This window comes from Bacillus sp. NMCC46 (assembly GCF_002998465.1).
In the GTDB taxonomy this organism is placed as follows: Bacteria; Bacillota; Bacilli; order Bacillales; family Bacillaceae; genus Bacillus.
This window is the reverse complement of record NZ_PVQZ01000003.1, coordinates 319,705-346,471: the sequence shown is the minus strand read 5'-3', so window position 1 is coordinate 346,471 and position 26,767 is coordinate 319,705. Positions and strand designations below refer to the sequence as shown.

The 26,767-nt window shown below is 43.4% G+C and carries 26 protein-coding genes and 4 pseudogenes; 9 read left to right on the top strand and 21 right to left on the bottom strand.

What is annotated here, in order from left to right; all coding sequences use genetic code 11:
• Positions 1-50: 50 nt before the first annotated feature.
• Positions 51-905 (bottom strand): diaminopimelate epimerase, encoded by an 855-nt coding sequence (dapF, locus tag C6Y01_RS11305; RefSeq protein WP_106038217.1) that lies wholly within the window; start codon positions 903-905, stop codon positions 51-53.
• Positions 906-1,175: 270 nt separating this feature from the next.
• Positions 1,176-1,412 carry a YuzB family protein gene (locus C6Y01_RS11300; protein WP_003213414.1) on the bottom strand — a complete coding sequence of 79 codons (237 nt, stop codon included), beginning with the start codon at positions 1,410-1,412 and terminating at the stop codon, positions 1,176-1,178.
• A 255-nt stretch (positions 1,413-1,667) separates the two neighbouring features.
• On the opposite strand from C6Y01_RS11300, the gene C6Y01_RS11295 reads away from it, so the two are divergent.
• Complete coding sequence (locus tag C6Y01_RS11295) at positions 1,668-2,735, top strand: NAD(P)/FAD-dependent oxidoreductase (RefSeq protein WP_106038216.1); 1,068 nt, start codon at positions 1,668-1,670, stop codon at positions 2,733-2,735.
• Positions 2,736-2,786: 51 nt separating this feature from the next.
• On the opposite strand, the gene C6Y01_RS11290 is transcribed toward C6Y01_RS11295, so the two are convergent.
• Together C6Y01_RS11290 and C6Y01_RS11285 are read right to left on the bottom strand one after the other, a co-directional pair.
• Complete coding sequence (locus tag C6Y01_RS11290) at positions 2,787-3,017, bottom strand: hypothetical protein (protein ID WP_106038215.1); 231 nt, start codon at positions 3,015-3,017, stop codon at positions 2,787-2,789.
• Between the two features lie 100 nt (positions 3,018-3,117).
• Entirely contained in the window at positions 3,118-3,447 is a 330-nt protein-coding gene (locus C6Y01_RS11285; protein ID WP_034659870.1) for a YuzD family protein, read from the bottom strand.
• Between the two features lie 121 nt (positions 3,448-3,568).
• Here C6Y01_RS11285 and C6Y01_RS11280 point away from each other — a divergent pair.
• Positions 3,569-3,868: pseudogene (locus C6Y01_RS11280) on the top strand (NifU family protein).
• A gap of 209 nt (positions 3,869-4,077) precedes the next feature.
• Here C6Y01_RS11280 and C6Y01_RS11275 read toward each other — a convergent pair.
• The 6 genes from C6Y01_RS11275 to yutH form a co-directional block, all read right to left on the bottom strand.
• Positions 4,078-6,048: a S9 family peptidase gene (locus tag C6Y01_RS11275; RefSeq protein ID WP_106038214.1), complete on the bottom strand. Its 1,971-nt coding sequence runs from the start codon at positions 6,046-6,048 to the stop codon at positions 4,078-4,080.
• Between the two features lie 304 nt (positions 6,049-6,352).
• The gene (gene thrB / locus C6Y01_RS11270) at positions 6,353-7,285 is read right to left on the bottom strand and encodes a homoserine kinase (protein WP_034659872.1); all 933 of its coding nucleotides are present in this window, start codon (positions 7,283-7,285) and stop codon (positions 6,353-6,355) included.
• Positions 7,282-8,343, bottom strand: coding sequence for a threonine synthase (gene thrC / locus C6Y01_RS11265; RefSeq protein WP_024423361.1), 1,062 nt, complete (start codon positions 8,341-8,343; stop codon positions 7,282-7,284). Before thrC ends, thrB begins: the two co-directional genes overlap by 4 nt.
• On the bottom strand, positions 8,343-9,644 hold the full coding sequence (locus tag C6Y01_RS11260) for a homoserine dehydrogenase (RefSeq protein WP_034659873.1): 1,302 nt from the start codon (positions 9,642-9,644) through the stop codon (positions 8,343-8,345). Before C6Y01_RS11260 ends, thrC begins: the two co-directional genes overlap by 1 nt.
• Before the next feature lie 208 nt (positions 9,645-9,852).
• Positions 9,853-10,836 carry a 2-hydroxyacid dehydrogenase gene (locus C6Y01_RS11250; RefSeq protein WP_106038212.1) on the bottom strand — a complete coding sequence of 328 codons (984 nt, stop codon included), beginning with the start codon at positions 10,834-10,836 and terminating at the stop codon, positions 9,853-9,855.
• A gap of 85 nt (positions 10,837-10,921) precedes the next feature.
• Positions 10,922-11,950 (bottom strand): spore coat putative kinase YutH, encoded by a 1,029-nt coding sequence (gene yutH, locus C6Y01_RS11245; protein ID WP_034659875.1) that lies wholly within the window; start codon positions 11,948-11,950, stop codon positions 10,922-10,924.
• A 114-nt stretch (positions 11,951-12,064) separates the two neighbouring features.
• On the opposite strand from yutH, the gene C6Y01_RS11240 reads away from it, so the two are divergent.
• The gene (locus tag C6Y01_RS11240) at positions 12,065-12,565 is read left to right on the top strand and encodes a phosphatidylglycerophosphatase A family protein (RefSeq protein ID WP_034659876.1); all 501 of its coding nucleotides are present in this window, start codon (positions 12,065-12,067) and stop codon (positions 12,563-12,565) included.
• 42 nt (positions 12,566-12,607) lie between these two features.
• Here the strand turns inward: C6Y01_RS11240 and C6Y01_RS11235 are convergent, their stop codons facing one another.
• The 3 genes from C6Y01_RS11235 to C6Y01_RS11225 are packed head-to-tail and all read right to left on the bottom strand — an operon-like array spanning position 12,608 to position 14,129.
• Positions 12,608-13,381 (bottom strand): TIGR01457 family HAD-type hydrolase, encoded by a 774-nt coding sequence (locus C6Y01_RS11235; RefSeq protein WP_095285818.1) that lies wholly within the window; start codon positions 13,379-13,381, stop codon positions 12,608-12,610.
• A gap of 18 nt (positions 13,382-13,399) precedes the next feature.
• Complete coding sequence (locus tag C6Y01_RS11230) at positions 13,400-13,834, bottom strand: DUF86 domain-containing protein (RefSeq protein ID WP_034659878.1); 435 nt, start codon at positions 13,832-13,834, stop codon at positions 13,400-13,402.
• Positions 13,835-13,853: 19 nt separating this feature from the next.
• The gene (locus C6Y01_RS11225; RefSeq protein WP_003213192.1) at positions 13,854-14,129 is read right to left on the bottom strand and encodes a YutD family protein; all 276 of its coding nucleotides are present in this window, start codon (positions 14,127-14,129) and stop codon (positions 13,854-13,856) included.
• Between the two features lie 120 nt (positions 14,130-14,249).
• Between C6Y01_RS11225 and C6Y01_RS11220 the strand changes: the two genes are divergently transcribed.
• Positions 14,250-14,885 carry a YhcN/YlaJ family sporulation lipoprotein gene (locus tag C6Y01_RS11220; protein ID WP_034659879.1) on the top strand — a complete coding sequence of 212 codons (636 nt, stop codon included), beginning with the start codon at positions 14,250-14,252 and terminating at the stop codon, positions 14,883-14,885.
• A gap of 39 nt (positions 14,886-14,924) precedes the next feature.
• On the opposite strand, the gene lipA is transcribed toward C6Y01_RS11220, so the two are convergent.
• Positions 14,925-15,821, bottom strand: coding sequence for a lipoyl synthase (gene lipA / locus C6Y01_RS11215; RefSeq protein ID WP_034660686.1), 897 nt, complete (start codon positions 15,819-15,821; stop codon positions 14,925-14,927).
• Positions 15,822-16,147: 326 nt separating this feature from the next.
• On the opposite strand from lipA, the gene C6Y01_RS11205 reads away from it, so the two are divergent.
• The gene (locus tag C6Y01_RS11205; protein ID WP_223249920.1) at positions 16,148-17,092 is read left to right on the top strand and encodes a M23 family metallopeptidase; all 945 of its coding nucleotides are present in this window, start codon (positions 16,148-16,150) and stop codon (positions 17,090-17,092) included.
• 34 nt (positions 17,093-17,126) lie between these two features.
• Here C6Y01_RS11205 and yunB read toward each other — a convergent pair whose 3' ends face one another.
• From yunB to C6Y01_RS11185, 4 genes are all read right to left on the bottom strand, one after another.
• Positions 17,127-17,891: a sporulation protein YunB gene (gene yunB, locus C6Y01_RS11200; protein ID WP_411266054.1), complete on the bottom strand. Its 765-nt coding sequence runs from the start codon at positions 17,889-17,891 to the stop codon at positions 17,127-17,129.
• A gap of 75 nt (positions 17,892-17,966) precedes the next feature.
• On the bottom strand, positions 17,967-18,272 hold the full coding sequence (locus C6Y01_RS11195) for a YunC family protein (protein ID WP_034659881.1): 306 nt from the start codon (positions 18,270-18,272) through the stop codon (positions 17,967-17,969).
• Between the two features lie 67 nt (positions 18,273-18,339).
• Positions 18,340-19,713 (bottom strand): bifunctional metallophosphatase/5'-nucleotidase, encoded by a 1,374-nt coding sequence (locus C6Y01_RS11190; protein ID WP_095285813.1) that lies wholly within the window; start codon positions 19,711-19,713, stop codon positions 18,340-18,342.
• 61 nt (positions 19,714-19,774) lie between these two features.
• Positions 19,775-20,626 carry a DUF72 domain-containing protein gene (locus tag C6Y01_RS11185; RefSeq protein ID WP_034659883.1) on the bottom strand — a complete coding sequence of 284 codons (852 nt, stop codon included), beginning with the start codon at positions 20,624-20,626 and terminating at the stop codon, positions 19,775-19,777.
• 321 nt (positions 20,627-20,947) lie between these two features.
• Here C6Y01_RS11185 and C6Y01_RS11180 point away from each other — a divergent pair.
• From C6Y01_RS11180 to C6Y01_RS19095, 3 pseudogenes are all read left to right on the top strand, one after another.
• Positions 20,948-21,748 (top strand): annotated as a pseudogene (locus tag C6Y01_RS11180) (PucR family transcriptional regulator); the annotation flags it as partial.
• Positions 21,749-21,892: 144 nt separating this feature from the next.
• A pseudogene (locus tag C6Y01_RS19480) lies at positions 21,893-22,108 on the top strand (helix-turn-helix domain-containing protein); the annotation flags it as partial.
• Positions 22,109-22,168: 60 nt separating this feature from the next.
• Positions 22,169-22,309 (top strand): annotated as a pseudogene (locus C6Y01_RS19095) (oxalate decarboxylase); the annotation flags it as partial.
• A gap of 57 nt (positions 22,310-22,366) precedes the next feature.
• Here the strand turns inward: C6Y01_RS19095 and C6Y01_RS11170 are convergent.
• Together C6Y01_RS11170 and C6Y01_RS11165 are read right to left on the bottom strand one after the other, a co-directional pair.
• Complete coding sequence (locus C6Y01_RS11170; RefSeq protein ID WP_034659885.1) at positions 22,367-23,557, bottom strand: tetracycline resistance MFS efflux pump; 1,191 nt, start codon at positions 23,555-23,557, stop codon at positions 22,367-22,369.
• 157 nt (positions 23,558-23,714) lie between these two features.
• Positions 23,715-24,950, bottom strand: a complete 1,236-nt coding sequence (locus C6Y01_RS11165) for a pyridoxal-phosphate-dependent aminotransferase family protein (protein WP_095285817.1) — start codon at positions 24,948-24,950, stop codon at positions 23,715-23,717.
• Positions 24,951-25,119: 169 nt separating this feature from the next.
• Here C6Y01_RS11165 and C6Y01_RS11160 point away from each other — a divergent pair, with 169 nt between their 5' ends.
• Positions 25,120-25,998: an endonuclease I family protein gene (locus C6Y01_RS11160; RefSeq protein WP_106038208.1), complete on the top strand. Its 879-nt coding sequence runs from the start codon at positions 25,120-25,122 to the stop codon at positions 25,996-25,998.
• A gap of 15 nt (positions 25,999-26,013) precedes the next feature.
• On the opposite strand, the gene C6Y01_RS11155 is transcribed toward C6Y01_RS11160, so the two are convergent.
• Positions 26,014-26,757 (bottom strand): IucA/IucC family C-terminal-domain containing protein, encoded by a 744-nt coding sequence (locus C6Y01_RS11155; protein ID WP_034659890.1) that lies wholly within the window; start codon positions 26,755-26,757, stop codon positions 26,014-26,016.
• Positions 26,758-26,767 lie beyond the last annotated feature (10 nt).

Here is a 26,767-nt window from a genome sequence, read left to right as displayed (position 1 = left end):
TGTTTCTTTTCAATTATAAACGTGATGGTGCCTTTTCTCAAATAAATGGTTTACAGATAAAATGTGCCGTCACAAATCGTTTCAGCAGGCCCTGTCATGAGCACATGGTCGTTGTCTTTCCAGCAAATGATGAGATCTCCGCCTGCTAAGTGAACCGTCATGTCCGTTTCTTTTTTCGCCTGTCCATTCACAATCGTGGATACAGCCGCAGCGCAAGCTCCCGTTCCGCAGGCTTGAGTAATGCCAGACCCTCTTTCCCACACACGAAAATGCAGTTCTGTTTCACTGACCACTTCTACAAATTCTACATTGACGCCTTCTGGGAACATGTCGTGTTTTTCGATGATTGGCCCAATTGTATCAAGCGGTGCCTTTTCAATGTCCTCTAAATAAAAAACGATGTGCGGATTTCCCATTGAAACAGCCGTTCCATTTAAAGTCACAGTGCCAAAATCAAGTGCTTCATGAATCGTTGTGCTGGCTGGTTCACCAAGCATCGGCATCGCTTCTTTTTCAAAACGAGGTTTTCCCATATCTACTGTCACTAAATGAACGTAATCATCTTGTACATGAACGGTCGCTTCAACAAGTCCTGACAATGTCTCAATCTGGAACGTTGTGTCTGTTACGATTTGATGCTCATACACATACTTTGCGACGCAGCGCAGACCGTTGCCGCAGTTTTTACCCTCTGATCCATCATTGTTGAAAATGCGCATTTTCACAGGTGCAACATCTGATGGGCAAATAAGGATCATTCCGTCTGAACCGATTCCTGTATAAACAGAAGAAACGCGGATCGCTATCTCTGATAGCTGCTCTTCTGGAAGCTGTTCCTTCATCTGATTGACGTATATATAATTATTTCCTAATCCGTGCATTTTCGTGAATTGAAATGATGTCATGAGCTTCCTCCAAAAATGTTGTTTCTTTATAGTATAAAAGGAGTCGATTCAGGAGACAATCTTATCATCCCCCGTTTTTCATACATAGAAGCTCTTTGCTGCCATGGCAAAGGGCTTTTATTATGCATATGCCTCTTTTTCTCTCGTGTGATGCTTCATTTTGATGATATTTTATTAGCATAACATATTGGATGCGCTTTCTATTAATTCTCCTTAAAAATGGAAGCTTAAAGTGTGAAAAAAATGCACCCCATGACCCATGTGGTGCATTTAAAACATCTCATTTTCCTCTATAAAAGCATAAATACGCTCGACTAGCTGCTCTGCATTTTCTCCTGAAACAAATTCTCCATTCACAAGTGCAAATGGGGAGTCCATACATTTGCCGCAATAGCTTAAACAGCCGTATTCCATAACGTCTAGGTTTGGGTCTTTATCAAGCTTCTCTTTTGCTTCTTGAGACCCTTGTGCAAGATTACTTACACAAAATTCGATCAGTGGGAACACTTTGCTTCACCTCACATTGCTTTACCATCCTACCGAAATTCCTTCTATTAGTCAAAACATGAGCTTCATCTGTATCGTTACGCCTATTCCTCGTAAAATGTTTTACTATTTAGGACTAACTAATGAATATGTAGGTTATTTTGAAACAATTATTGTGGTTTCACAGTAAATTCGATATAATTTTATTTGGTATTTTAACTTAAAGTTTTTTAGTATAAGTGTTTTTCAATGTCTACGGGGAAAAGGAGAATCGTCATGAAAAATTTAGTCTTGATCGGCGGAGGTTACGGGAATATGCGGGTTCTCCACCGCTTATTGCCAAATCAATTACCTGATGATGTTACTATCACATTAGTTGATCGAAATCCTTACCACTGTTTAAAAACAGAATATTATGCACTCGCTGCTGGAACAATCTCTGATCATCACATCCGAGTATCTTTTCCAGAGCATCCGAAGCTGGATATTCAATATGGGGAAGTAGAAAAAATTGATATTGAAAACAAACAGATCTTATTCAGCGACCGTGAACCCATTCCTTATGACGACACGGTGATTGGACTCGGCTGTGAGGACAAGTATCATAATGTCCCTGGTGCGAAAGAACATACATACAGTATTCAAACCATTGATCAGTCAAGACATACGTATAACAAATTAAACAATTTGGGTGCAGGTGCAACGGTTGGTATCGTCGGTGCTGGACTTAGCGGGGTAGAGCTAGCCAGTGAATTAAGAGAAAGCCGTGCTGATTTAAACATTATTCTTTTTGACCGCGGAGAGCTGATTCTATCAAGCTTCCCAAAAAGATTAAGTTTATATGTGCAAAAGTGGTTTGAAGAAAATGACGTAAAGATCATTAACTGTGCCAATATTACGAAGGTTGAAGAAGGTGTTGTTTACAACCATGATGACGCCATTGAAGCAGAGGTCATCGTATGGACAGCAGGCATTCAGCCAAGCAAAGTGGTACGGGAGATGGATGTTGAAAAAGACGCACAAGGTCGCGTCGTATTAACACCTCATCACAATCTCCCTGAAAATGAGCATGTCTATGTCGTGGGTGATTGCGCAAGCTTGCCGCATGCCCCAAGTGCACAGCTTGCCGAGGCGCAGGCAGAACAAATTGTCCAATCTCTGCAAAAACGTTGGAAAAACGAGCCGCTTCCTGAGGCTTATCCTCAGTTTAAGCTAAAAGGTGTCTTAGGATCTTTAGGGAAAAAAGCCGGCTTTGGCTTAGTAGCAGATCGTCCACTTATTGGCCGTGTACCAAGACTTCTAAAATCCGGACTCCTTTGGATGTACAAGCATCACAATGGCTAACATCATGTGAATTTTTTCTCAAAGCTCCTTCATGACGAGGGAGCTTTTTTTCTATGAAACGGCATGTGCCGATGAACGGGTCAATTTGATCGGAGCAAGGGCAAGGATGCAGTCTTTACGAAAGGTTCTCATCGTTTTCTTCGATAAACAATACGCTTGGATAAGCTGGTCTGTTTGACGGTGGACAATGATTTTACGCTTCGTGCACTCTCCGTTTTTCTTCATATAAATCATCTCAATTGGTAATTGCTGATGAAGAGATTGTTTCAGTAAATAATTCATAATGCTCACGCTCCTTTCATTTGATTATAATCGAACAAACGTTCTTTTTCAACCTAAAAAGGAACGCTTATTCTGTTTGTTTTCTCAAAAAAAGAACAGTTTATTCACTGCTCTCCTTGTATCCATATTTCTCCATTTCTTGATAAATGTCTTTTAATTTTGGATTGCCCTCTCCAACAATTTGATTCTCCACTAAGACAAGCGGATAAAAGAATTCATCATCAAGAATTCGTTCAGATAATTCTTTTTGGCGTTCGTTTTCTGGCGGGTGCTCAATATCAATATATGTGATGCGAAACGGCTGATTCGGATATTTTCTTTTTAACGCTGCATCTAACCACTCAAATGTGTCTTTTGAAGAAGGCAGATTCACGCAGCTAGCGCACAGTACATCTCTTCCATATACATAAAGATCAACGGTTTGATTCATTTGGCAAGCCCCCTATTCTTTCTTTATTTTAGCTGAATTTTCTGTATGAAAAAAGTCAAAATCACTTTTTGTTTCAAGATGAGATTGTGCTATAATGAGAAGGAAACTTTGAAACCAATCAATAGATTTTTATCGTCCAGATGAATATAATGGTGATATGTTGTGAAAGGAGCGATTATATCTAATGACTGAAGTCGAAATGAAAGACCAAGTACAGGAAGTACTGGACAAACTTCGTCCATTTCTATTACGTGATGGTGGAGACTGTGAGCTTGTAGACATTGAAGATGGCATTGTGAAATTACGTCTTCTTGGTGCATGCGGCAGCTGCCCAAGTTCAACCATTACATTGAAAGCCGGTATTGAACGCGCATTATTAGAAGAAGTGCCTGGCGTTGTAGAAGTTGAACAGGTTTTCTAATTCATATATGACATGAAAACGACCCGAATTCGGGTCGTTTTTTTCATTATTAGCCCTTTGTCAGCGTGATATGAAAACCCTTGAATTCTAGGAAGGACGAGTACTGGCGCGGAGCGAATTTGATATTCATAAGCACCAGCACGCAGGACTGACACGGCATGCGAGGGTTTGTCATCACGCTGAAGCGACCCGAATTGGATCGTTTTTTATTAGCTTAACTTCTCTCTAAACCAGTCCTTCATAAAGGTCAGTCTTTGAATACGCTGCCCCGGATGGCCGCTTCTGGATAAATCATGAGATGCCTTCGGGAATTTGACGAGCCTTGTGTCTTTCCCAAGCTCCTTCAGTGCTACAAAAAGCTGTTCTGCTTGATCAACTGGGCAGCGATAGTCTTCATCGCTGTGCAAGATGAGAAGCGGCGTCTTCACCTGCTTCACATACTTTAGCGGCGAACGGTCCCATAGCTTATCGGCGGAATCATAAATATCCCCATCAATCTGCCATCTTGTGAAGTAATAACCGATGTCACTAATGCCATAAAAGCTAATCCAGTTTGAAATGGACCGCTGTGTGACGGCTGCGCGAAAGCGGTCGGTTTGCCCGACAATCCAGTTTGTCATAAAACCGCCATAGCTGCCGCCTGTTACTCCGAGCCTCGTTTCATCAAGTAAATCATAGGCTTTGAGCACATGATCAACAGCCTGCATGACATCCTTATAATCAACGCCACCATAGCTTCCTCTCACACGGTCGCTAAACATCTGTCCGTATCCATGACTGCCATGAGGATTGATATATACGATGGCATAGCCTTCAGCAGCGAGCATTTGAAATTCATGAAAATACGTATAACCATACATCGCATGCGGTCCACCATGAATCTCTAAAATGAGCGGATATTTCTTCCCGTCTTCCATTTGGGAAGGCTTCATAAACCAGCCATGCACCTCATCACCTTCTTTTGACTGAAACGAAAATGGCTCTGGTACCGATAGGACATGCTCCTTAAGAAAGGTGTCATGCTCGAACGTGATTTGCTTTAGATCCGCCTCCCCTAATGTCAGCTCATACAGCTCACTTGGTGAAACGTGCGTAAGCCGGCTGAGCAGCAATTTGGATTCATCTGGATGAAGGCTGAAGTTTGTAATATATTCTGCCTCTAATCGAACTGGATAGGCTAAGCCTTCAACGGAGAAATAATAAATCCCTGTACTGCCTTGATCAGAAACAAGCGCATAAAACCCCTGGCTATCCTTTGTCCACTGCGGAAGCTGATTGGCTTCGCCCATGACGCTATCTCCTGCCATACAGTTGCCCACATACATATCGAGCATTTCTGACAGCTGAATTACTTTTTCTTCCTTCAGATCATACAGCCATAATGCTGGGAAGGTAGCATTTTGAAATTCGCGCTCATGTCCGATATACACGAGGCTCTCTCCATTTGGAGAAAAAGACACGGTGGAATAAGCGCCAGCTGATTGTGTGATTTTCTTTGTCGTACTGTCCTCTAATGACAGGAGGCACACGTCACTTATGTAAGGTAACTTAGGATTTGATTGAATATAGGCAAGCCATTTCCCGCACGGAGAGACCGTGTGACTCACATGATGATGATGCCCGCTCGTGACAGCCTCTACCTCTCCTGAGTGGGTATCCACTTGAATGATCTGCGTGAAACGCCCATCTAAATAACCTCTGCCATCAGCTTTATAGGTCAAATCATCATATACCGCAGGAGCGAAATCATCTCGCTCTTCCTTTTTTTCATCATGAACAGATTCTGATTGTTTCAGTGACACAGCCGCATAAATGAAAGCTCCATCTGGTGAAAAGACAGGATGAGATACCCCGTATGGAATCGCCGTTAAGGTGCGCACACCGCCTCCCTGGCTCTGAATCAGTGCCAGCTGAGGAACTTCCTTTGGCTTTTGCAAAATAAAAGCAAGCTGCCTGCTGTCTTTTGACCACACTGGCTGATGATGCTTTCCATCCTCAAATGTCCATTGTGACAGCTCCTCTGTCTCTTCATCTCGAACCCATAAATGGATGTTGTAATCATCTTTTTTCTCATTCACCGTGACTTTTGTAAAAACCGCTTTTTTTCCATCTGGTGAATAAACCGGATGAGAAACAGAAACAATCTTCGTTAAATCTTCTGCCGTCATCAATTTCTTCATGAATGTATCTCCCCCTTTTACGCATAAAAAATAGTTCGATCCTCTAAATAATAATCCCTGCTTCTTCCTATAAAAACAAAGATAAAAAAAGAACGTGCAGATTTACAGCACGTTCTCAGATTATTGAAAAAGGGCTAAAATGATCTTTATTTTAGCTCTTTTTCTTCTTTTCAGCGTGATAGAAAACCTTTGCAGTCTAGGAAGGACGAGTACTGGCACGGAGCGAATTTGACATTCGTGAGCACCAGCACGCAGGACTGACACCGAATGCGAGGGTTTGTCTACACGCTGGGAACGTGCATTTTTACAGCACGTTCTTTACTTGATTGACAGGATCATGCTCCACGACAACACCTTCTACAGGTACCGTCAGCAAATCTACTTCGCAATGCGGGAAGTTTTGGGCAAGCTGCTTTTTCAGCGCTTCTCCCTTCCCTTTTTCAACTAAGGTTAAGATCGTCGGTCCAGCACCGCTTAATGCCGTTCCATACGCTCCTTTTAGTGAAGCGACATGCTCTACCTTCGACAGCTCTGGGACGAGCATTGTGCGGTAAGGCTGATGAAATAAATCCTTATTCATCATTTCTCCAACAAGCGGCCAGTTCTGCGTCATTAATGCCGCTACAAGCACGTTGCTCACAGCACTCGCACTGACAGCATGTTTATAGGAAAGATCCTCTGGCAGGACATCACGGGCATCCTTTGTCAGCACTTCATAAAAAGGAATCACGACGACAACATCTATATCCACATGCTGCACTTTGACGGCATGTGTCTTGTCTTCTTCATGAAGACCAATCAGTAAACCGCCGAATAAAGAAGCACCCGCATTATCTGGATGACCTTCTACCTCACTTGCAAAAAAGAGCTTTTGATCATCTGTCATATTTAATTCGAGAAGCTGATTGGCCAGCTCAATGGCTGCCACAATTGCAGCAGCACTGCTTCCCAGCCCCCGTGCCAATGGAATATCACTCCACACTTTGACATAAACAGGCGGGAGTGTTTTTCCAAAGTGATCTGCGACCTTTTTGGCTGTTTGATAAATTAGGTTGTCGGTGCCTGATGGAATCCCGGACACGACATCTGTTTCTGCTTCAAACAGCCAGCTATCATGGTCATAGACCGATAGCTTTAAATAGCGGCTGAGCGCCATTCCAACTGAATCAAAGCCTGGTCCTAAATTGGCAGTGCTTCCCGGTACTGTGATTGTAAAAAGCATGGAGGCTTTACTCATACGCGCGCGGCCTTTTCTAAGTGTTCAAGAATTTGATCTTCATCTGCATCGAGTGTGACCGGCTTGATTTGTGAAATATCAATTGCCGTATTCGGATCTTTCAATCCGTTGCCTGTTAATACCGCAACAACTTTACTGCCTGGCTTGATTTCTCCGGATTTCACCTGCTTTAGCACACCTGCGATAGACGCACAAGAGCCCGGTTCTGCAAACACGCCTTCTTCACGTGCAATCAATTGATATGCATGAAGAATTTCCTCGTCAGTCACTTCATCAATCTTTCCGTTTGATTCATCTGCGGCTGCCACAGCTTGCTTCCAGCTCGCTGGATTTCCGATACGGATGGCAGTTGCCACTGTTTCTGGCTGTTCAATCACTTCATTTCGTACGATTGCTGCTGCACCTTCTGCTTCAAAGCCGCGCATGACTGGCAGTCCAGTTCCTTTTTTCTCATGGTATTCCTTGAAGCCTTTCCAGTAGGCGGTGATGTTCCCTGCATTTCCAACAGGAATCGCCAGTACGTCCGGGGCCGAGCCTAGCTGCTCACAGATTTCAAATGCCGCAGTTTTTTGTCCTTCAATTCGGTACGGATTGACAGAGTTAACGAGAGCAATCGGCGCTTTTTCACAGATGCTGCGGACGATTTTCAGCGCATCATCAAAGTTGCCGTCAATCGCAATGATCTCTGCTCCGTACATCACAGCCTGTGCAAGCTTCCCGAAGGCAATTTTCCCGTCTGGAATGATGACGATACATTTCATATCAGCACGGGCTGCATAAGCCGCTGCCGCCGCAGAGGTATTCCCTGTCGAAGCACACATGATCGTATCATTGCCTTCTTCTTTTGCCTTTGCAACAGCCATGACCATTCCACGATCCTTGAAAGAGCCTGTTGGATTGACGCCTTCTGTTTTCACATGAAGCTCAATCCCCAGCTTTTCCGAAAGTTTGGCAAGGTGGATCAGCGGTGTATTCCCTTCATTTAATGTTAGTTTTGGTGTTGATTCGTTTACTGGTAAGAATTCTTGGAATTCCTCAATAAGTCCATTCCACTTCATCAGCTTAAACCGTTCCCTTCTACTCGGTACGTGCTCTTCACTTGAACCACCACGTCGAGATCGTTTAATTTTTGCAGGATATTTGAGAAATCTTCTTCTGAGGTCCGGTGTGTAATAATCACAATTTCAGCCAGCTCATCATGCCCTTTCACAGGAAGCTGAAGGATCTTTTCAAAGCTGATGCCTCTTTCAGAAAAAATAGATGTAATGCGGGAGAATGCCCCGACTTGATCTCTGACATGAATTCTTAAGAATTGCTGAGCAAATACTTCCGATGGCGATTTGATCTTTTTCTCAAACTGCGGTGCGATAAATCCGCTTCCGTTCACGCCAAGGCGCATGTTTTTCATCACTGCGACTAAGTCTGATACAACAGCTGTTGCCGTTGGGAGACTTCCTGCTCCAGGGCCGTAAAACATCGTTTCTCCTACAGCACTTCCATAGACATACACCGCATTGAATTCATTGTTGACCGATGATAGCGGATGGTGATCAGGGAGTAAGGTTGGCTGGACACTGACTTCCACTTTCTCTCCGTCCCGCTGGGCAATTCCGATCAGCTTCATTGTGTAGCCAAATCGTTTACTGAAATTAATGTCTTCATCAGAAACGTCAGAGATGCCTCTGACCTTCACATCCTCTAATTCCACATTCATGGAAAAACCGAGTCTTGCAAGAATCGCCATTTTCCTTGCTGCATCAAGTCCTTCTACATCAGCTGTCGGGTCTGCTTCTGCAAAGCCAAGATCCTGCGCTTCTTTTAAGACATCTTCATATGCGCTTTTATCGACGTTCATTTTCGTTAAAATAAAATTCGTTGTACCGTTCACAATCCCCATCATCTTCGTAATTCGGTCAGAGGCCAATCCTTCCTCCAGCGTACGCAGAATCGGAATTCCTCCGGCGACACTTGCTTCATAATAAAGATCACAGCCATTTTCTTTCGCAACATGTAAAAGCTCTGTTCCGTAAAGCGCCATTAAATCTTTATTGGCTGTAATGACATGCTTCTTCTCATTTAACGCATCTATTAAATATTGTTTTGTCTCTTCAATGCCGCCCATCACTTCAATAATGACGTCGACCTCTGGATCTCTAATCACATCGTATACTTCAGTTGTGAAGACCTCTCTTGCCACATCCACATCTCTCTTTTTATCGGGATTGCTCACAAGCACTTTTTGTATTAATACCGGACAGCCGATCTGGTGCATTAATTTATCCTGGTGATCTTGGATAATCTTGACGACACCGCTCCCCACTGTTCCTAATCCTAATAGTCCAACTCGAATTGCCTTCAACTGAAATTCCACCTTTCTCCGTCAATGTCCTCTCTAAAAAGACATTTGTTAACCTAACACAGACATTCAATGTACACACATTATAAAGGGGTATCCTCATTTTGACAAGGTAATAAAATAAGAGATTGTCAGAATGAAACCGCTTAACAGCTATTTATATCAAGATTCTATATTTTCAAAATATTTTTGTCAGAAAAGCTCCCGAAACTCAGGGAGCCTTATATGATGAACGAACCGGCGTTTTGGCTTGCTGACCTTGTAAGATAAGCGCAATATTTTCAGCACACAAACGCATCATCGTTTTTCTCGTTTCGACACTTGCACTTCCAATATGAGGGAGAACCGTGACGTTAGATAATGTTGTTAACGGATGAGACGGGCTGACAGGTTCCTGTCTAAATACATCCAGACCGGCTCCGGCAATTTTTCCTGTCGTGACCGCCTCATATAAAGCATCCTCATCCACAATCTGTCCTCTTGATACATTAATAAAATAGGCTGAGTTCTTCATCAGATCAAATGCTTTTTCATTAAACATGTCTTTTGTTTCCGGGGTTAAAGGGGTCAGACAGACGATGAAATCAGACTGCGTAAGCAGTTCCTCAAATGGCGCATAAGTCACGCCGAGCTGCGCTTCTGCCTCTGGCTTTCTTGACCGGTTATGGTACAGCACCTTCATGTCAAAGCCTGCTGCCCGCTTGGCAAGCGCTGTTCCGATGCTGCCCATGCCAACAATTCCAAGGGTTTTGTGATGAATATCAGCGCCGGCAAGAAGAAGAGGCCCCCAGCCTGTCCAATTTCCTTCCTTAATCCAATCACTCGCCTCGACAATCCGTCTAGCTGACGCCATCAGAAGGGCAAAGGCTAAATCAGCCGTGGATTCTGTTAATACATCCGGTGTATGACAAATAGTGATATTGCGCTTTTCAGCGGCCTCAAGATCAATATTGTCATAGCCAACAGCAAGGTTTGCGATCACCTTAACATTTGGAGTTTTTGATAAAAGGGCTTCATCTACTTGATCTGACAGCATGGTGAGAAGCGCATCCGCTTGAGCTGCTTGTTTTTCTAATTCTTCTCTTGGACATGGCTCATCCTCGCTCGGCCACATCTCAATATGAGCGACTTCTTTTAATGGTGTAAGTGATGCTTCATCCAGCTTTCTTGTGATATAGACATAAGGTTTCGGCAAGAAGAACACTCCTTTGATTGATTTCTTTAAGCATAACGAAAAACGCCTCAAGAGAAAAGAGACGTTTCATCTGTTCACTGAAACTTCAAATCCGTGGACCTGTGATCCAGCCAACTGCCGGTATCGGGCTCTCGCCGCTTCGCATGGCACTCATTTCTTGAAAGACCTTCAGAAAGTATTCATAGCGATTGGCATCATTTAGGACGTAATCTAACCGCTCTTCATAATATGATTTTTCATTTTCTCCTGACATGTAGTAGCCTTCCACAATTTCAAAATAATGAAGCGGGAACAACAAGCGGCTGTATAACAAACGCTTAGAAAAGGAAGAAAGAGGTGTCACCTGCTCATATTGATGAAGAAAGGAGAAGCCTTCTTCAATTAAATCTTCCTTATGCTGCACAAAGGTTTCTCTTAAGTATTCGGCAATATCTCGGGTTGGATGATCAAAGACCCAATCTACAGGTAAACGAAGCGGCTGCTCATGCGGCCAAGTCCTCCGCGAAAAACGCTGGTGGCAGACAGTGCCCGAGTCACATTCCCTCGGTTCATCATCCAGCTCAGTATCCACTAAATATTGAATGGCGTTTTCCGTTAATCCAAGATAATACGGAAAGGATTCGATGAATTTTTTTTCAAATCGTTCCAGTGGTTTTTGGTGCATTTGCTGCATCCAAAAGCCTTCAAGCTGATCTAACCGTTTTGCCCACAATTCCTTCCAGGCTCCCACACGTTTTGTTTCAGATACCTCATATGGAAATCCTCTTCCCCTGACATGAAAGGCCGCCAGCTCTGATGCCTGCTGAAACGATCTGCTTGAGATCGGCGGTGCTGCCTTTAATAAAGCATACAGCTCCTTTCCATGAGTAAAGGTGGGCTTCTCTTCATTTGTTAATTCAAACACAGCGACGTATGGGTCTCCGGCATTCAGTAAATACTGACTGATATGATACAGCTCTGTGAGTTCTTCTTCTCGCAAATGAGACACAGGAACAATGATAAAGAGAGCCTCCGACGTTTGAAAGCTCTGATAACTGCCATATGGCATAAATTGACGCACATCAATACCAAATGTGTGATAAATGGTTTCTTTCATGTTTTCACCTGCGTTCATATGATCGTCTCTTATCATATCGTAGTCGCAGGTTGAGGGATTTATGAATACTATTTACTATCCGAAGCTTTTTACACGTTGTGGACCAAATTACGAGGATTGGGTGAGGAATATATGCCGCATCATCATGAGATGAACGAAGTAGAAAAAACAGCAAGACGCCGTTTACAAGAACGAGGCGTATCCATTCAAGATATAGCAGACCTTGTCTACTTTTTACAGGAAAAATATCATCCTGGCTTAGACATGTCAGAATGCATCCACAATGTGGAGCGTGTCATCGCAAAACGAGAAGTCCAAAATGCGATATTAACAGGCGTCGAACTAGACGTACTAGCCGAGCAAAAAAAGCTAACCGAGCCGCTTCAGTCCATTTTAGAAACAGACGAAAGCCTGTATGGTGTTGATGAAATTCTATCCTTTGCTATCGTCAATATTTATGGTTCGATCGGCTTTACGAATTACGGATATATCGATAAAGAAAAACCAGGGATTCTCGGGAAACTCAATGATAAATCCACAGGCGAGTGCCACACCTTTTTAGATGACATTGTCGGCGCCATTGCTGCTGCAGCATCAAGCAGGCTTGCACATAGTACGAGAAATGCGGAATAAAGCAAAAAAGAGGACGCGCGCGTAACGCTTGTCCTCTTTTTTTTATGATAATCGCTCAATCCACTCGGTTAATGAATCAATGACATAGGTTGGCTGTTTGTCATACTTCTGAAGCAGTTCTTTTGTTGTCACGCCTGTATGAACGAGTAATGTGTCCATTCCTGCATTCATCCCTGCCATAATATCCGTATCATAGTTATCACCCACCATAAGCGTCTCAGACAGATCGGTCCCGAGCACCCTCATCGCTTGTTCCATGATGATGGATTCTGGCTTCCCGATAAACGTTGGCTGGACCGTAGTGGTGACGGTCAGCACAGATGTTAATGAGCCGTTCCCTGGCAGAAGCCCTCTTTCTGTTGGTATGGCGATGTCTCCATTTGTTGAGACAAATTGTGCGCCTTGACGGATGGCAATCGCACCTACTGCGAATTTTTCATATGTAATGTCTCGGTCAATTCCAACAACAACGAAATCAGCGTCTTCCTGACCGAACATTAGCCCTTTTTCTTCAATGGCCTGCTTGATTCCTTCTTCACCGATGACGTAAACAGACGCGTCTTTCTTTTGCTCGGCAATATAATTGGCTGTCGCCATACTTGTTGTAAAGACTTGTTCTTCAGTTGCTGGAATATCGAATGAAACAAGCTTTTCTGCTACCTGCTTCGGCGTGCGTGACGAGTTATTCGTGACAAACAAGTAAGGAATGTTTAGCTCATTTAACTTTTGAACAAATTGACCTGCTTCTTCGATCTTTTCTGTTCCTTTATACATTGTTCCGTCTAAATCAATTAAGTAGCCTTTGTATTTCATGATGCTCACAACTCCAATGGATTATTTAAACGCTGATACTGGGCCAAGCTCCTGCTCCAAGTAGGTACGGATGCGGCTTGGGAAAACCTCTAGCGCATGCTCAACCTCGCTGATCACCTGCAGCAAGTCGTGATGAACCACTTCCTGGTATTGCTGCACAAGTGTTTTGCGGCACGAGACAAGCTTTTTCAGCTGACTGCCTTCCTCTTCGGGTACAACCTTTTCATCAACAAGAATATCCATGATGTCATCATAGCTTCCTGGATCACGCATAATAAAGCCATCAATCATATCATTTCCCGTATCAAGAATACATTCGACAAGCAAATGAACAATTCGTTCCAGCGCTTTTTTCTCTAGTGGACTTGTCCATGTTTGATGACTGCGCATCAACTCATATTGCTCCTCGAAAAAACGCAATGTCTCTTCAATTTTTTTTCTGTCTACGAAATACATCATGACGCTCCCCTTTGCGTTATTTTCTGATTCGTTTTAAGACAAAATAGGCACAGCCAAAATTACAGTATTCATAAATGTATTCATCGAGTGTGCTGATTTTTGTATCAAATGTGGCCTTTTGGTTTTGGTCATCAAAGAACCCCTTCAGTCTCAGCTGATTGTAGCCCCAGTCCCCCACAATATAATCATACTTATTTAAAATATCTGAGTACCTTGCTTTAAACGCTTCTTCATCAAAACCGTCTTTAATATCTCTTACAAGATCAAAAGTAGCATTCTGAATGACGATCATCTTCTCACCTCTTTTTAAACGATCCATCTTTAATGATAATTCATTGGAAGAACTCCATCAATTGCTAAAGCATGTTTTTTCCGTTTTAGCCGAAGCTAAAGAAAAAAGGAGGTCACATTTATGAAGAAACAACTGACAGCCGCGATTCTCCTCAGCATGCTTTTAGGCGGGTGCGGCTTTCAATCAGGTATGAACCGGCAAGTGGATGAAGATTCTTCAAGTAAAACCATCCGTCTATCGGATCGTCATGAAGGAAATAATTCCAACATGCCAGAAGCAGACACAAACAGAGCAGGATATGTTCGTTATCAGCGCCAGCAAGTAACGGATCAGAAAGAAAGAACACCTGCTTTAAATCGCGAGCATCTTGCCCACGTCATTACAAGTTTAACTGTGCAGCTCCCAAACATCAAAGATGCAGCCACACTTGTGACAGATGAGGATGCACTGATTGTATATCGAACAGGAAACAAAAACCGGGATGAATCTGCCGATCAAGTAAAGAAAACGGCGGTTTCTGTACTCCCTCGTTATTATCATGTATACGTCTCTGATAATCCAGAGCACTTTCAATCCATTGCCAATTTTTCACGTCTTCAAACCAATTCACGTGATTTTGATCAAATTTTAACCAAAACGATTCAACAAATGAAATATTCCCCTCAAGGTGGAGATATTTCTACGAAAGAAGATGCAAATGGTATGACGAATTCCGACCGTACCATGAGAAGAAACGCCCCTTACGGCCAAAATTAATATGAGAAAAAACGCCAGAGAGCTCTGGCGTTTTCTTTGTTATGCTTGCGCCTGACGCTTTTTAGACGCTTCGTTTACTTGTTCATCTGCATGGTAGGAAGAGCGCACAAGCGGCCCAGCTTCACAATGGCTAAAGCCTTTTGACATCGCAATTTCCTTCAGCTCTGCAAACTCATCCGGATGGTAGTATTTTTGAACTTTCAAATGCTTTTTCGAAGGTTGTAAATACTGACCAATTGCCATAATATCCACGTTGCTCGCAAGAAGATCATCCATGACTTCAATGATTTCTTCCTTCGTTTCACCTAGTCCAATCATAATGCTTGATTTCGTTGGAATGTCGGGCTGCATTTCTTTTGCGCGGCGCAAGAATTCTAATGAACGATCATATGTAGCACGCGCACGAACCCTTGGCGTTAATCTGCGAACTGTTTCAATATTGTGATTTAAAATGTCAGGACGTGTGTCCATTAACGTCTTCAAATTATCGTAATTGCCGCCCATGTCTGAAGGGAGAACTTCAATTGTCGTAAATGGGCTTTTTCTTCTAATGGCACGAACGGTTTCAGCAAACACACCTGCTCCGCCATCCTTTTGGTCATCCCTTGCAACCGCTGTTATGACAGCATGCTTTAAGTTCATCAAAGCCACTGAATCTGCCACGCGTTCTGGCTCTTGCAGGTCAAGCTCAGTTGGGAGTCCAGTTTTCACCGCACAGAAACGGCATGCGCGCGTACAAACAGATCCAAGAATCATAAATGTAGCCGTTCTTCTCACTGCCCAGCATTCATGAATATTCGGACATTTTGCTTCTTCACAAACGGTATTCAGGTTGTTTTCCCGCATCATTTTTTTCAAACCGGTATAGTTTTCATTCGTATTCAGCTTAATTTTAAGCCAGTCCGGTTTTCTTACGTGCTCTTCCTTCTTTGCCAATTCCATCATCTCCATATGAATTCGTTAAAGGTGCATCTACAAAAATCTTCCTGCTATATACGATGGATGCAGCTAAGAAGCTGCAAAAATTGAATCTTCGGCCTAAAGCCTTTTCTTTAGACACTTTAACATAGTACAGATTGAACAACAAGGGAATGAGCTGCAAAAATACCCAAAAGCCTCCTAAAAAAATCAGAAGAAAATTACTAACATTTTCTTCTTATGAAATAGGGTGATCTAACCACACTAAACGGTAGAAGACGATGCTTGATGAAAGGAGATGGACGTTTGTGAAAGTGGTTTTAGCCATCATGATCGCTCTTTCAATGCTCCCTTTACCTGTTCATGCACAAGGGGAAGGCAAGCAGCCAGATGTACTGAAGCAGCGAATGGCACTATACGAAAAAGTCGCCATCACGACACAGGTTCCATGGTATGTACTTGCTGCGGTTGATCAGTATGAGCAGAATATTCGAAAAAGCAGAAGAGATTTACCGAAACAAAAAGGCGTCATTAGTATCTACATTCCCCGGGAAATGTGGATCGGCCCTGAAAACCCGAATCAGCAGGATACCTCTCCTTTAAGCATTAAAGTGTTTGACGGAATTGGACTTGATGGAAACGGGGATGGAAAAGCGAACAGCGATGACGATGAGGATGTATTATTCACGTTTGCTCAATACTTGCTTCACTACGGCAGCAGCATTGATCAATTAAAAATTGCTTTATGGGACTATTATGGACGAGATCAAACCGTTGGAATTATTTCATCTTTTATGAAGCTATTTCAGCACTACGGCCATCTTGACCTCGGAAAGCATGCCTTCCCTCTTCCGGTCGGAGCTGACTACAGCTACCGGAGTACATGGGGAGATGCGAGAGGGTTTGGCGGCAGAAGAATTCATGAGGGCACGGATTTATTTGCCCATTATGGACTTCCCGTTCGTGCGACATCGTATGGCGTGATTGAAATGAAAGGCTGGAACCGCTTTGGCGGCTGGCGGATTGGTATTCGAGATATTCATAATCATTATCATTACTTCGCTCATTTAAATGGCTTTGCAAAAGGACTCAAAACAGGTCAAATTGTTGAACCCGGACAGGTCATTGGATCTGTCGGAAGCTCCGGTTATGGCCCCCCAGGCACAGCAGGAAAATTTCCGCCGCATCTTCACTATGGCATGTATAAAGACAACGGCAGAACTGAATGGTCATTTGATCCATACCCTCATTTAAGGGCGTGGGAAAGAGCTGAGCGGAAACGCAAATAGAAAACAGCCCAATCATTCCTTGGGCTGTTTTTCATTATTCTTTCTTCTCCTTTTTCTTTGGGAGAACAATCGATGGAGCGCCTGAGTTTGTTCCGCTGCCATTGTAATAATCTGGTACGTCCCCTTGAACGGCTTGTATGGAGACGGGAACTGAGTTCTTGACCACGATTGTTTCAGATGCAAACGGGATGATGACTCTCACCTTGACCTCGATCAGAACACTAATATCAATCAAGGCATTGTTGATGCCATAAGGCTTAATGTTTTTTTCAACGTCCGTATGCGGGTCACCAATGACACTAAAGCGTACAGGCACTTTTGGCCCTAGATTGGCGATGAGTGCATTTCCGGACGCTTGCCCAAGCGGAATGTTATATATAATGCCGTCATGTCCATCTGTTTGATCCTTTAACGCTTCTTTTGCCTCTTTTTGAAAGTTCCCCTTTTCAATGTCCTCTAAATTTTTTTGAAGATGACGTGACAGGTCAGCCATTGCTTTCGATGTTGCCTGCGCATTAAAATCGATGGTCGTTACTTTTCCGTTCTCACTTGTATTCATGACCACCATATCCTTCATATTCTCCTGATCGTCTGCAAAGTCTTGAACAGAATATTGGATCAGATGATTGGCGATACGCTCTGTTTCTAGTTCCGCAATGTGAATAAGGGTTGGTTTAATTGAACGGTTAATAAAAAATAGACTAATGACGGTTGAGAGTACAAAGAATAAGATTGCAAGCAGCATGACGTATCGAAATGGCAAAGGGCCCTTTTTATAGGGGCGATAACGGCGGTTCATTCTCAATAAAAAATCCCCCCTTCTCCACTACAAGTGTATGCAGACAGGCGGGGGGATAGGAATCATCTATCCATTTTATTTCACCATTTTTAATAATGCGTCTCTTCCATTGGTTCCAGCTGTAATGCCTAGCGCTTCTGCGGCGTATGTCACAGATTCTAAAGGGGCATCAAGCAATTGCTCAATGGTTCTCACACCAACTGCTCTCCCTGCGATAATTCCTCTATCTGCAAGTTTTTCATTTAAGAGCCCGACATCCAGTGCACCGCACATAATATACCCATGTTCATTTGTTACCGCCATAAAATTCGTCTTCGGCAGTTTGACGGTGACGGCTGTAAAGGAATGTCCATCAATTTTAATAGGTGTTAAATTCACCAAATCCCTTCACTCCTCTCATCACAATCTATGTGACAAGAGGGCGAGTGTTGTTAGGCTAAAGCGGATTTCATGTGGTTTCCTTCAGGCACCAAGTAAGCACATCACGTAGAAATTCCGGCATGAAATATTCAATGTGTTCATGGTCACGGATATGAGGAAATAGAGAGCCTAATGTATACATATCGACTGTGCCAACCGTATAGGAAGCGTCCTTTTTGATCAATTGATCATGTACAAAGACATCCTTTACCCGTTTGGTTTCGCCTTCTTCTACTGTATAGGTGAGGCCGCTATACAGCATTTTCCCCATCAGCTCACCTCTAAAGCCGAAGCCCTTGATGCGCAGCTGTTCCATTTTTTCTTCACAGGCACGCCGAACGGTTTCGATGAGCTGTTGACCGGTAAGCGTCACCCGAATGGGATTAATGGGATGCGGGCAGATTCGGTGGACTTCTTCTCTTGTCACGATTCCTGCCTCTAATGAATCAAGCACCATACCTGCATTCATCATGCCGATATCTGCCCCGCACCAATCTTTAATGGCATCTGTTAAGAGCTGCGGAAGCGGGGATTCATCAAACCACTTCGTTTCTAACCTTGACTCAATCGCTGTTACTTTTTCCTGCATGAGAGCTTTGGCTCTTCTTTCTGCTTGCTGTAAGGTAGTGATGGCTTCATCTGATTCACTGATCAGCTGATCCACTGACTGCACCGTTGCTTTTTTCTCGATCAGCTCTTTGCGCGCTATGTCAATTGTCAGCTCGACACAGCCAATATAGTGCCCATACTTTTCAGCGCATGCAAGCAGCACCCCATTGTCCATTTCACCCTGCTCTAACAAATGATGCGTGTGTGAGCCTAGGATGATGTCGATGTCAGGAAAATCACGGGCGACCTCCCGATCATGGATGATACCAAGATGGGATAAGAGTACAATGACATCTGCCTGTCCCTTCACTTCCTGCAGTATGTCCCGTATGCTGTCAAACGGATCTGTAATGTCCCAGCCCAGCTTTTCATAGACGGGTGTATACGCAATGGTCACGCCTAAGAGACATATTTTCAGTCCGTTTTCCATTTGGATCATATGATAGGGCTTTGCCCACGATGGCCTTTTGCCTTTCTCAAATAAATTAGACAGAACCACTGGAAATTGTGCATGCTCGTACAATTGATCGAGTTGATCATGAGGCAGCGTAATGCCTTCATTATTTCCAATCGTGACCCCATCATAGCCAAGTTGATTGAGAAGCTTGACGTTTACCTTTCCATAATCAGCTTCTGACACAAGGTTCACTCGGTCCATATGGTCGCCAATATCAAACAAGAGCATCTGATCGTGAACTTGACGCTTTTCCTCAATATAAGCTGCGATTTTTGGCCAGTTCTCAAAGTGGCTGTGCAAGTCGTTTGTATGATATAACCATAGCTTCTGCAGCATGTTGATCTCTCCCTCAAGTTGTCACTGAACCGTCATTCAGGTTGAAAGCCGCAGCTCTCATTTAACTAAATAAATCTAACTGCTTCGGAGAAAGGCTTGAATACGTAATATCCAGCAAATCAATCATCTGCTGGCCATTCGCCGCTGCATCTCCGCCGGAGTTATTATTAAACACGACATAGACATCTTTTGATTGCTGATGCAGAATGTCGAGATTCTTTTTCCACTCTTTTAATTCAGCTTCATTATATAAATATAAGTATCGCACTTCACGCCAATTCTCATGGTCTGCTGGGTGAAGCCAGCCTTGTTTATTTCTTCCGTGAAAACGGACCAATGTTTTATCACGGTGCGTAGCTTGTATGACTGGCGGAATGGAGCCTTCTCCAACTTGCGGCTCATCACAAACAGAATGAATCCATCCTTCTTTTTCCATAAAGGACAAGGTCTGCTCATAAAATTCATCTGAGAACCATGTGCGGTTACGGAATTCGAGGGCACATGGAATGTCACCCATCTTCTCTTTACACCATCTTAAATAATGGACGTGCTCTTTTTTGCAATCAAACCATGGTGGAAATTGAAACAAAACCATGGCAAGTTTCCCTTCTCGAATGAGCGGAGTTAATGAAAGAATAAATGCGTCAAACATCTCTTCCTTCGAAGCAAACGGAATTTCGCCCCTCTGATGCCCGGTCATTCCTTGATATGCTTTCACGACAAATTGAAAGGTATCTGGCGTATCCTTGATCCACTTTTCATGATTACGCTCAGGCTGAACCGCATAAAAGCTGGCATCCAGCTCCACAATGGGAAACGTTGACGAATAGTGAAACAGCTTTTGAGCGCTGCCGATTTTCGGCGGATAAAGACTGTCATGGTCTCCCCAGCCAGTTAATCCGATATAAATCATGTTTCTCACCTCTTGCCACTCTCATGTATAGACGGCTTCCTCACATGAAAGCCTTTTTCTCTTGTGATACCCATATTTCTGAAAGAAATTCTTCTGTCTACAACATATCATATTTGCCCGTAATTCTGAATGAAGATGACTGACGGTACGTGATTTTGTCCTGACGCTCTGTTTGTTTGTGATATTAGTTGACAACTTTCTATCTAAAATGATTTGAGCTGATAACATAAATTGCATATCAGAGAAGTTAACAGTGATTGTCCATTTATTTATTCATCTTCACCAAGAGCTTTAGTTCTCAATAAAGGAGACTTAGTGGATATGAACATAGACGATAACCAGTTTGAAGCATTGCAAAAAATCGCTGAAAGGATTCACAAGCCTGTCTATTTGTGTAACCAGCATGGACGTATTCTCTGCAACTCGCACACCATGATCACGAGCCCAGATTGGATTCGCATTCTCCCCTTTTTCCAAAGAAGGACACCCCATTATTTTTCGATGATATATGCGAAGCAAACCTTTTCCATCTTTCCGATTGATCTAACCGAACAAACATGTGAGTATGTGGTCATCCCTTCCTTCATTCCTCCGCTGGATGAAACACTGCAAGTCTTCATTGCACAAGCAGTAAACGAAATCTCAATTGCGCGAATGAGACAATATACTGCCCAGCAAACGGCCAAGCGTGCCAGAAATGAAGGGTTTCGCAGATGGATAGAGGGTGCATCGTATTCTCAGCAAGACGCTGCATACATTGCGAAGACGTTTGGATTAAACATAGAAAACAGCTATCTATGTATGATCTGTCAGCTTGATCATTGTCATGAGACCACTCATTTTTTGAACCAGCAACTGATGTTAGATCAAGTCGTTGATCTACTTGACAGCGCACTTCCAAGCTCTCCTTTTCCTTCCTTTCTGTTTGTCAAAGGTGATATGGGCATTGTATTAATGGAAGAGACAGGCAGTTGGTCAAAGATGAGTGGCAGACTCCTCTCTTTTTTGAAACAGTTGCAGATGCTCGTTAGCATACAAGCGAATCACACCATTTCCTTTGGCGTGAGCTTGACTAGTTGTCGCACCACCCATCTGTCTGAGGGCTACAGTGAAGCATTAGAGGCTCTTCAAGCCGGACATCTCTCGTCGCAGGCGGAATATATTCAGTTCTATCAGGCAAAGGATGTGCCAGATTTATTGAAGCTTATTCCAAGAAAGGATTTAGTCACGTTTCACCAGATGCACCTTCACCCGGTATATGAAGCTGATCAAAACCTCCTCCACACCTTATCTGTCTATTTAGAAACGCATTGCCACATTTCAGAAACAGCGAAACGTTTGTCTATTCATCGCAACACGGTCATTTATCGATTGGAGAAGTGTGAGGAGCTGCTTCGGATCAGCTTAAAAGACCCTGAAGCCACATTAAGGCTGCGCTTAGCATTACGTATTCAGATGCTTCTCTCACCCCATCCTGATTGAATGTTTTCTTCCGAAGCTTCATATAGTTTGGAGGAGAAAAGTGATACACGAGGAGGCAAAAATCGCTTTGCAGATATTTTGTTGAATCAGTGGATGGCCTTATCCCCTCCTCAATTAGTGAAAGAGCATTTACATGTAGATGATGCCATGATTCGTGCGCTTCATAAAGAAAAATCACCTGTCGTTACATATAAAAGGTGATGACCATTATAATAAAACCGATCAATCTGTGCTGATCGGTTTTTTTATAAACAAATTTTAAGAAATTGCAGAAGTATGCTGCACTTTTTTCCCCCACACGATGGATGCAATGAAGCTTATGCAAAGCACCAATGTTCCGAGCATAAAAGGAAACTCAATATTCACATCAAATAAAATCCCAGCAAGGCTCGGTCCGACAATATTGGCAAGGCTCATAAAGGATGTATTAAGGCCGCCAGCTACTCCTTGCTGATTACCTGCCATTTTGGACAGCAATGTATTGAGAGCTGGACGAACAAATGAAGTAGCCGACAAAAATAAAATAGAGCCTGTAAAGATCAGCCAAAAGGACGGTGCAACACGGCAGACGATGAGCATCAAAGCCGCTCCTAGCAGTGCATAACGCACGACGCGCATTTCACCAAATCGTTTCACACAGGCATTCACCAACGCACCTTGGACAAGCACGCCAGCAAGACCCGCAACCGTAATCACAAACGCAATATCCTTCGGTGTAAATCCATGTTTTTGGTCTACATATAAGCCGAAAATCGATTCAAAGTGAATGATGCCAAAATTGAGGACAAACGCCAATATAAACAAAAAACCGTAGGATGTCTTTAAAGCTTGCATCATTTGTACAAAAGGGTTGAAATGAATGTCTTTGTTTAACCGCGCTTCTTCCTGCTTTTCCTTTGTTAAAGTTTCAGGTAAAAACAGGATGGATAACAGGGTAGAAAGAGCTGCAAAGGAACCTGCGATGAGAAAAGGAAAAGCGATCCCATACTCGACCAAATAGCCGCCTACGCCTGGTCCAATAACAAAGCCTAACGTCATTGCTGCACTAAATAGCCCCATTCCTTTCCCTCGGTCCTTCTCACTTGTGATATCAGCAATGTATGCAAACATGGCTGGCATGAGTAAAGCTCCGGCCGCACCGCCTAAAAAACGTGATACAAACAGCATCCACAGCTGATCAGCAAATGCAAAAATAAACTGGGCAATGGTAAAGCCGGCAATCCCGGCAATGATCAATTTTCTACGTCCAAATCGATCGGTCAGTGCGCCTGCAACCGGCGATAAAGCAAATTGTGTAAGACCTGTTGCAGCGACAAGAAAACCGAGTGTTTTTCCTGTTGCGCCAAAGGCTTCAATATAACTTGGCATGACAGGGACAATGAGGCCAAAGCCAAGCATTGCAATAAAAATATTGAGCATCAAAATGTATAATCTGCCCATTTTCTTCATATCAAAAAACCTCTTTCTGCAAAATAAATGAAAATGATGTCAAAAACTCAGAACTTCTTCAGTATAGCGATATCACTGTCTATAAGTCTAGTTTTTCAAAAATTAGTTTTCTTTTCCAAATAAAAAATACCCGCAAATAGCGAGTATCCGTATGACTTTATTCACCTTGTTCATAGATAGAAAGAGCCGCCTGAAGCCCTGCTCCGCAATGGATGGATGCACCGTGTTTGATTAGAATCGCTTCCAGTCCTGCTAACACAAACAGCACGTTTTCTTTTCTGCAGCTATAGCCCATTGTGCCAATTCTCCATATACGTCCGGCTAGCGGTCCAAAGGAGCTTGCGATTTCAATGCCAAAATGCTTAAGCAGATCGGCACGTACCGCTTCTCCATCAATACCACTTGGAATCTCAATACATGTCACAACTGGCATTTTACAATGTGGATCCCCGAACAATTCAAGTCCCATCGCTTCAAGACCTTTCATCAAGGCTTTCTCGTGATATGCGTGCCTTTGAAAACGCTCAGACAGTCCTTCTTCCAGCACAACACGAACCCCTTCACGAAGTGCATAGAGCATCGTTGTCGCTTCTGTATGATGATTTAATCGTCTAGGACTCCAATAATCCTGGAGCTGGCTGAGATCAAAGTAATTGCTTTTAATTGGAGAAATATCCATTTGCTCCTGCAATTCATCCTGTGTCGCAATTCCCTTTTCCACTTTCTTTCTCGATTCAACGACAGCTGCAACCCGGTCATTATACGTGATAGGTGACATGCCTGATGGAACAGACAAGCACTTCTGCGTACCGCCAATCGCCGCATCAATCTTCCATTCGTCCACTTTCACCTGGGTACCGCCAATGGTTGCTACAGCGTCTACAATGAACAGTGCATCGAGTTCTCGGCACGCTTCACCAATTTGCTCAAGCGGCTGCAACCGCCCCGTGGATGTTTCACCATGGACCATCGCAACGATTCTAGGCTTGACCTGCTTCATTTCCTGAATGATATCGCTAGGATCAAAAACCGTTCCCCATTCACATTCCATTGTATGTACCTCAGCACCATAGCGCTGTCCGATTTCAATGAGCAGATGACCGAAGCGGCCAAAGACAGGCACAAGCATCGAATCTCCCGGCTCAATGACACTGGCAAGCACAGCTTCAAGCCCTGAACGAGACGTGCCGTCAATCGGAAAAGCCCATTCATTTTCTGTTTGGAAAAGCGACCGCAATAAGGTCATCGTTTCATTCATGATATGTGTAAATGCTGGATCAAATTGACCAAGAATTGGGGTACTCATCACACGGAGCACTCTCGGGTCTACTTCAACAGGTCCTGGTGTCATAATCGTTCTTGAAGGTATTTGCAGTTCTTTCACGTTATCCATCCTCTCCCTTGCTGCCATCCTATATGCCCACTTATACAGCAATGCTGTTAAAATAGCAATCTCTTTTCCTACGAATTCATTACATAAAATTTACGATAAATCCATTTATTTCTTTCTGACAATATGATAGAAATAAAGAGAATACATTCCCTATTAAGGAGGAAATCGAATGAAGAGAACCTTATTTGGAACTGTGGCTGCCGGAATCATGATATTCGGCACGTTAGCCGCCCCGCTGCCGCAATCTGCGAATGCTCAAAGCTTTACTCTGAATGAACCGAGCCAAACCATCACATTTTCCCCGTTACAGCTTCAAAACGAAACATCTGCACAACAAGCGAAAACAGCCGCTACAAGTCAAATCGATTCCTATTATCAATCTGCTAATGGCAAATCAGGACCCGCTCTAAAGAAAGCTTTACACGATATTATTGATGATCATAAGCAGCTATCCTACAGCCAGGTTTGGGATGCCTTAAAGAAAACAGATGAAGATCCAAAAAATCCAAGCAATGTGCTCTTGCTCTATAGCGGTGTCTCTCGCTCAAAGCAAGCGAATGGCGGAAATGTTGGCCAGTGGAACCGGGAGCATGTCTGGGCTAAGTCACACGGCAATTTTGGGACAAGCCAGGGCCCAGGTACAGATCTCCATCATCTGCGGGCAACAGACGTACAAACGAATAGCACACGAGGAAATTTAGATTTTGATCTGGGCGGAAATGAATACAAGGGAGCACCGGGTAATTTCTACGATAGCGACTCATTCGAACCTCATAGCCGGGTGAAAGGGGATGTGGCAAGAATGCTCTTTTATATGGCGGTGCGGTACGAGGGCGATGACCGCTTTCCAGATTTAGAATTAAACGACAAAGTGAATAATGGAAGCGCCCCTCTCCATGGCAAAATGTCCGTACTTCTCAAGTGGCACAAACAAGATCCAGTCGATCAAATCGAACGGAACCGCAACGAGATCATTTATGAAACGTATCAGAACAACCGCAATCCCTTTATCGATCACCCAGAATGGGCAAGTGCGATTTGGGAATAAAAAAGAAAGGCACTGCTATGAACAAGCAGTGCCTTTCTTTTTTTCAAGCGGACAGACAAGACAATAATCGAGACTCTCCGATTTTTTCTCGAGCTTATAATACATACAGCAGGTCTTTCGGTTGGATGTTTCTAGTAAACTGTCATCTAAGTTTAAGCTGTGATGAAATGGATTTTGTTTTGCTCCGAATACATCACCAGCCGCTTGCTTCAGATACAGATAATCCTCCCGCACGCGCTGCTTCACCGCAGACTCTTCGGCTTCCCGCATCATGCTGCGATAAAGAGAATTGATACGAACCGCTACATTTTCCCACAAAATGGAGTACGGAAGTCTTGAAGTGCGCTTCAGCACGTCTAAAAGAGGTGTAACACACTCCGTAAACAGCGCATGCACAGCCTGCTCTCTCCATTCATGCCGATCTCCTTCTAGTGGAACAAACGAACACAATGACTCATCAATTTCAATTTTCCGATCCTCTCTAAAGGCACATGCCTCCGGTGAAAACTGATAGACACCGTCATACAGCGTCATCATGTACAAAGAGGAACTGACGGCTAAGTAGGCATAACGCTTTGAAAACATCGACGCTGCTACCGCCACATTCGGTGCATGCATGGCTTCCTTTTCAGCCTCTAATAAACGCAGGACAGATGCTTCTGAAAAAAGCGCAGCAAGTGTGCGGTCAGATGTCATTGGTCCATTTGTGATGTGTACCCCGAAATCAAGTAATTCTCTCTCAACCCACTCTGGCCTCATATCAAAACCT

Coding starts and splice junctions, on each gene's coding strand:
- C6Y01_RS11155 (WP_034659890.1), bottom strand. CDS start 26,757: ATGAGGCCAGAGTGGGTTGAGAGAGAATTACTTGATTTCGGGGTACAC.
- yutH (WP_034659875.1), bottom strand. CDS start 11,950: ATGAACGCAGGTGAAAACATGAAAGAAACCATTTATCACACATTTGGT.
- C6Y01_RS11160 (WP_106038208.1), top strand. CDS start 25,120: ATGAAGAGAACCTTATTTGGAACTGTGGCTGCCGGAATCATGATATTC.
- dapF (WP_106038217.1), bottom strand. CDS start 905: ATGACATCATTTCAATTCACGAAAATGCACGGATTAGGAAATAATTAT.
- thrC (WP_024423361.1), bottom strand. CDS start 8,343: ATGAAGTGGAATGGACTTATTGAGGAATTCCAAGAATTCTTACCAGTA.
- C6Y01_RS11205 (WP_223249920.1), top strand. CDS start 16,148: ATGCTCCCTTTACCTGTTCATGCACAAGGGGAAGGCAAGCAGCCAGAT.
- C6Y01_RS11190 (WP_095285813.1), bottom strand. CDS start 19,713: ATGCTGCAGAAGCTATGGTTATATCATACAAACGACTTGCACAGCCAC.
- yunB (WP_411266054.1), bottom strand. CDS start 17,891: ATGAACCGCCGTTATCGCCCCTATAAAAAGGGCCCTTTGCCATTTCGA.
- C6Y01_RS11220 (WP_034659879.1), top strand. CDS start 14,250: ATGAAGAAACAACTGACAGCCGCGATTCTCCTCAGCATGCTTTTAGGC.
- C6Y01_RS11185 (WP_034659883.1), bottom strand. CDS start 20,626: ATGATTTATATCGGATTAACTGGCTGGGGAGACCATGACAGTCTTTAT.
- C6Y01_RS11275 (WP_106038214.1), bottom strand. CDS start 6,048: ATGAAGAAATTGATGACGGCAGAAGATTTAACGAAGATTGTTTCTGTT.
- C6Y01_RS11230 (WP_034659878.1), bottom strand. CDS start 13,834: ATGTATTTCGTAGACAGAAAAAAAATTGAAGAGACATTGCGTTTTTTC.
- C6Y01_RS11225 (WP_003213192.1), bottom strand. CDS start 14,129: ATGATCGTCATTCAGAATGCTACTTTTGATCTTGTAAGAGATATTAAA.
- C6Y01_RS11295 (WP_106038216.1), top strand. CDS start 1,668: ATGAAAAATTTAGTCTTGATCGGCGGAGGTTACGGGAATATGCGGGTT.
- C6Y01_RS11290 (WP_106038215.1), bottom strand. CDS start 3,017: ATGAATTATTTACTGAAACAATCTCTTCATCAGCAATTACCAATTGAG.
- C6Y01_RS11165 (WP_095285817.1), bottom strand. CDS start 24,950: ATGGATAACGTGAAAGAACTGCAAATACCTTCAAGAACGATTATGACA.
- C6Y01_RS11240 (WP_034659876.1), top strand. CDS start 12,065: ATGCCGCATCATCATGAGATGAACGAAGTAGAAAAAACAGCAAGACGC.
- C6Y01_RS11170 (WP_034659885.1), bottom strand. CDS start 23,557: ATGAAGAAAATGGGCAGATTATACATTTTGATGCTCAATATTTTTATT.
- C6Y01_RS11285 (WP_034659870.1), bottom strand. CDS start 3,447: ATGAATCAAACCGTTGATCTTTATGTATATGGAAGAGATGTACTGTGC.
- thrB (WP_034659872.1), bottom strand. CDS start 7,285: ATGAGTAAAGCCTCCATGCTTTTTACAATCACAGTACCGGGAAGCACT.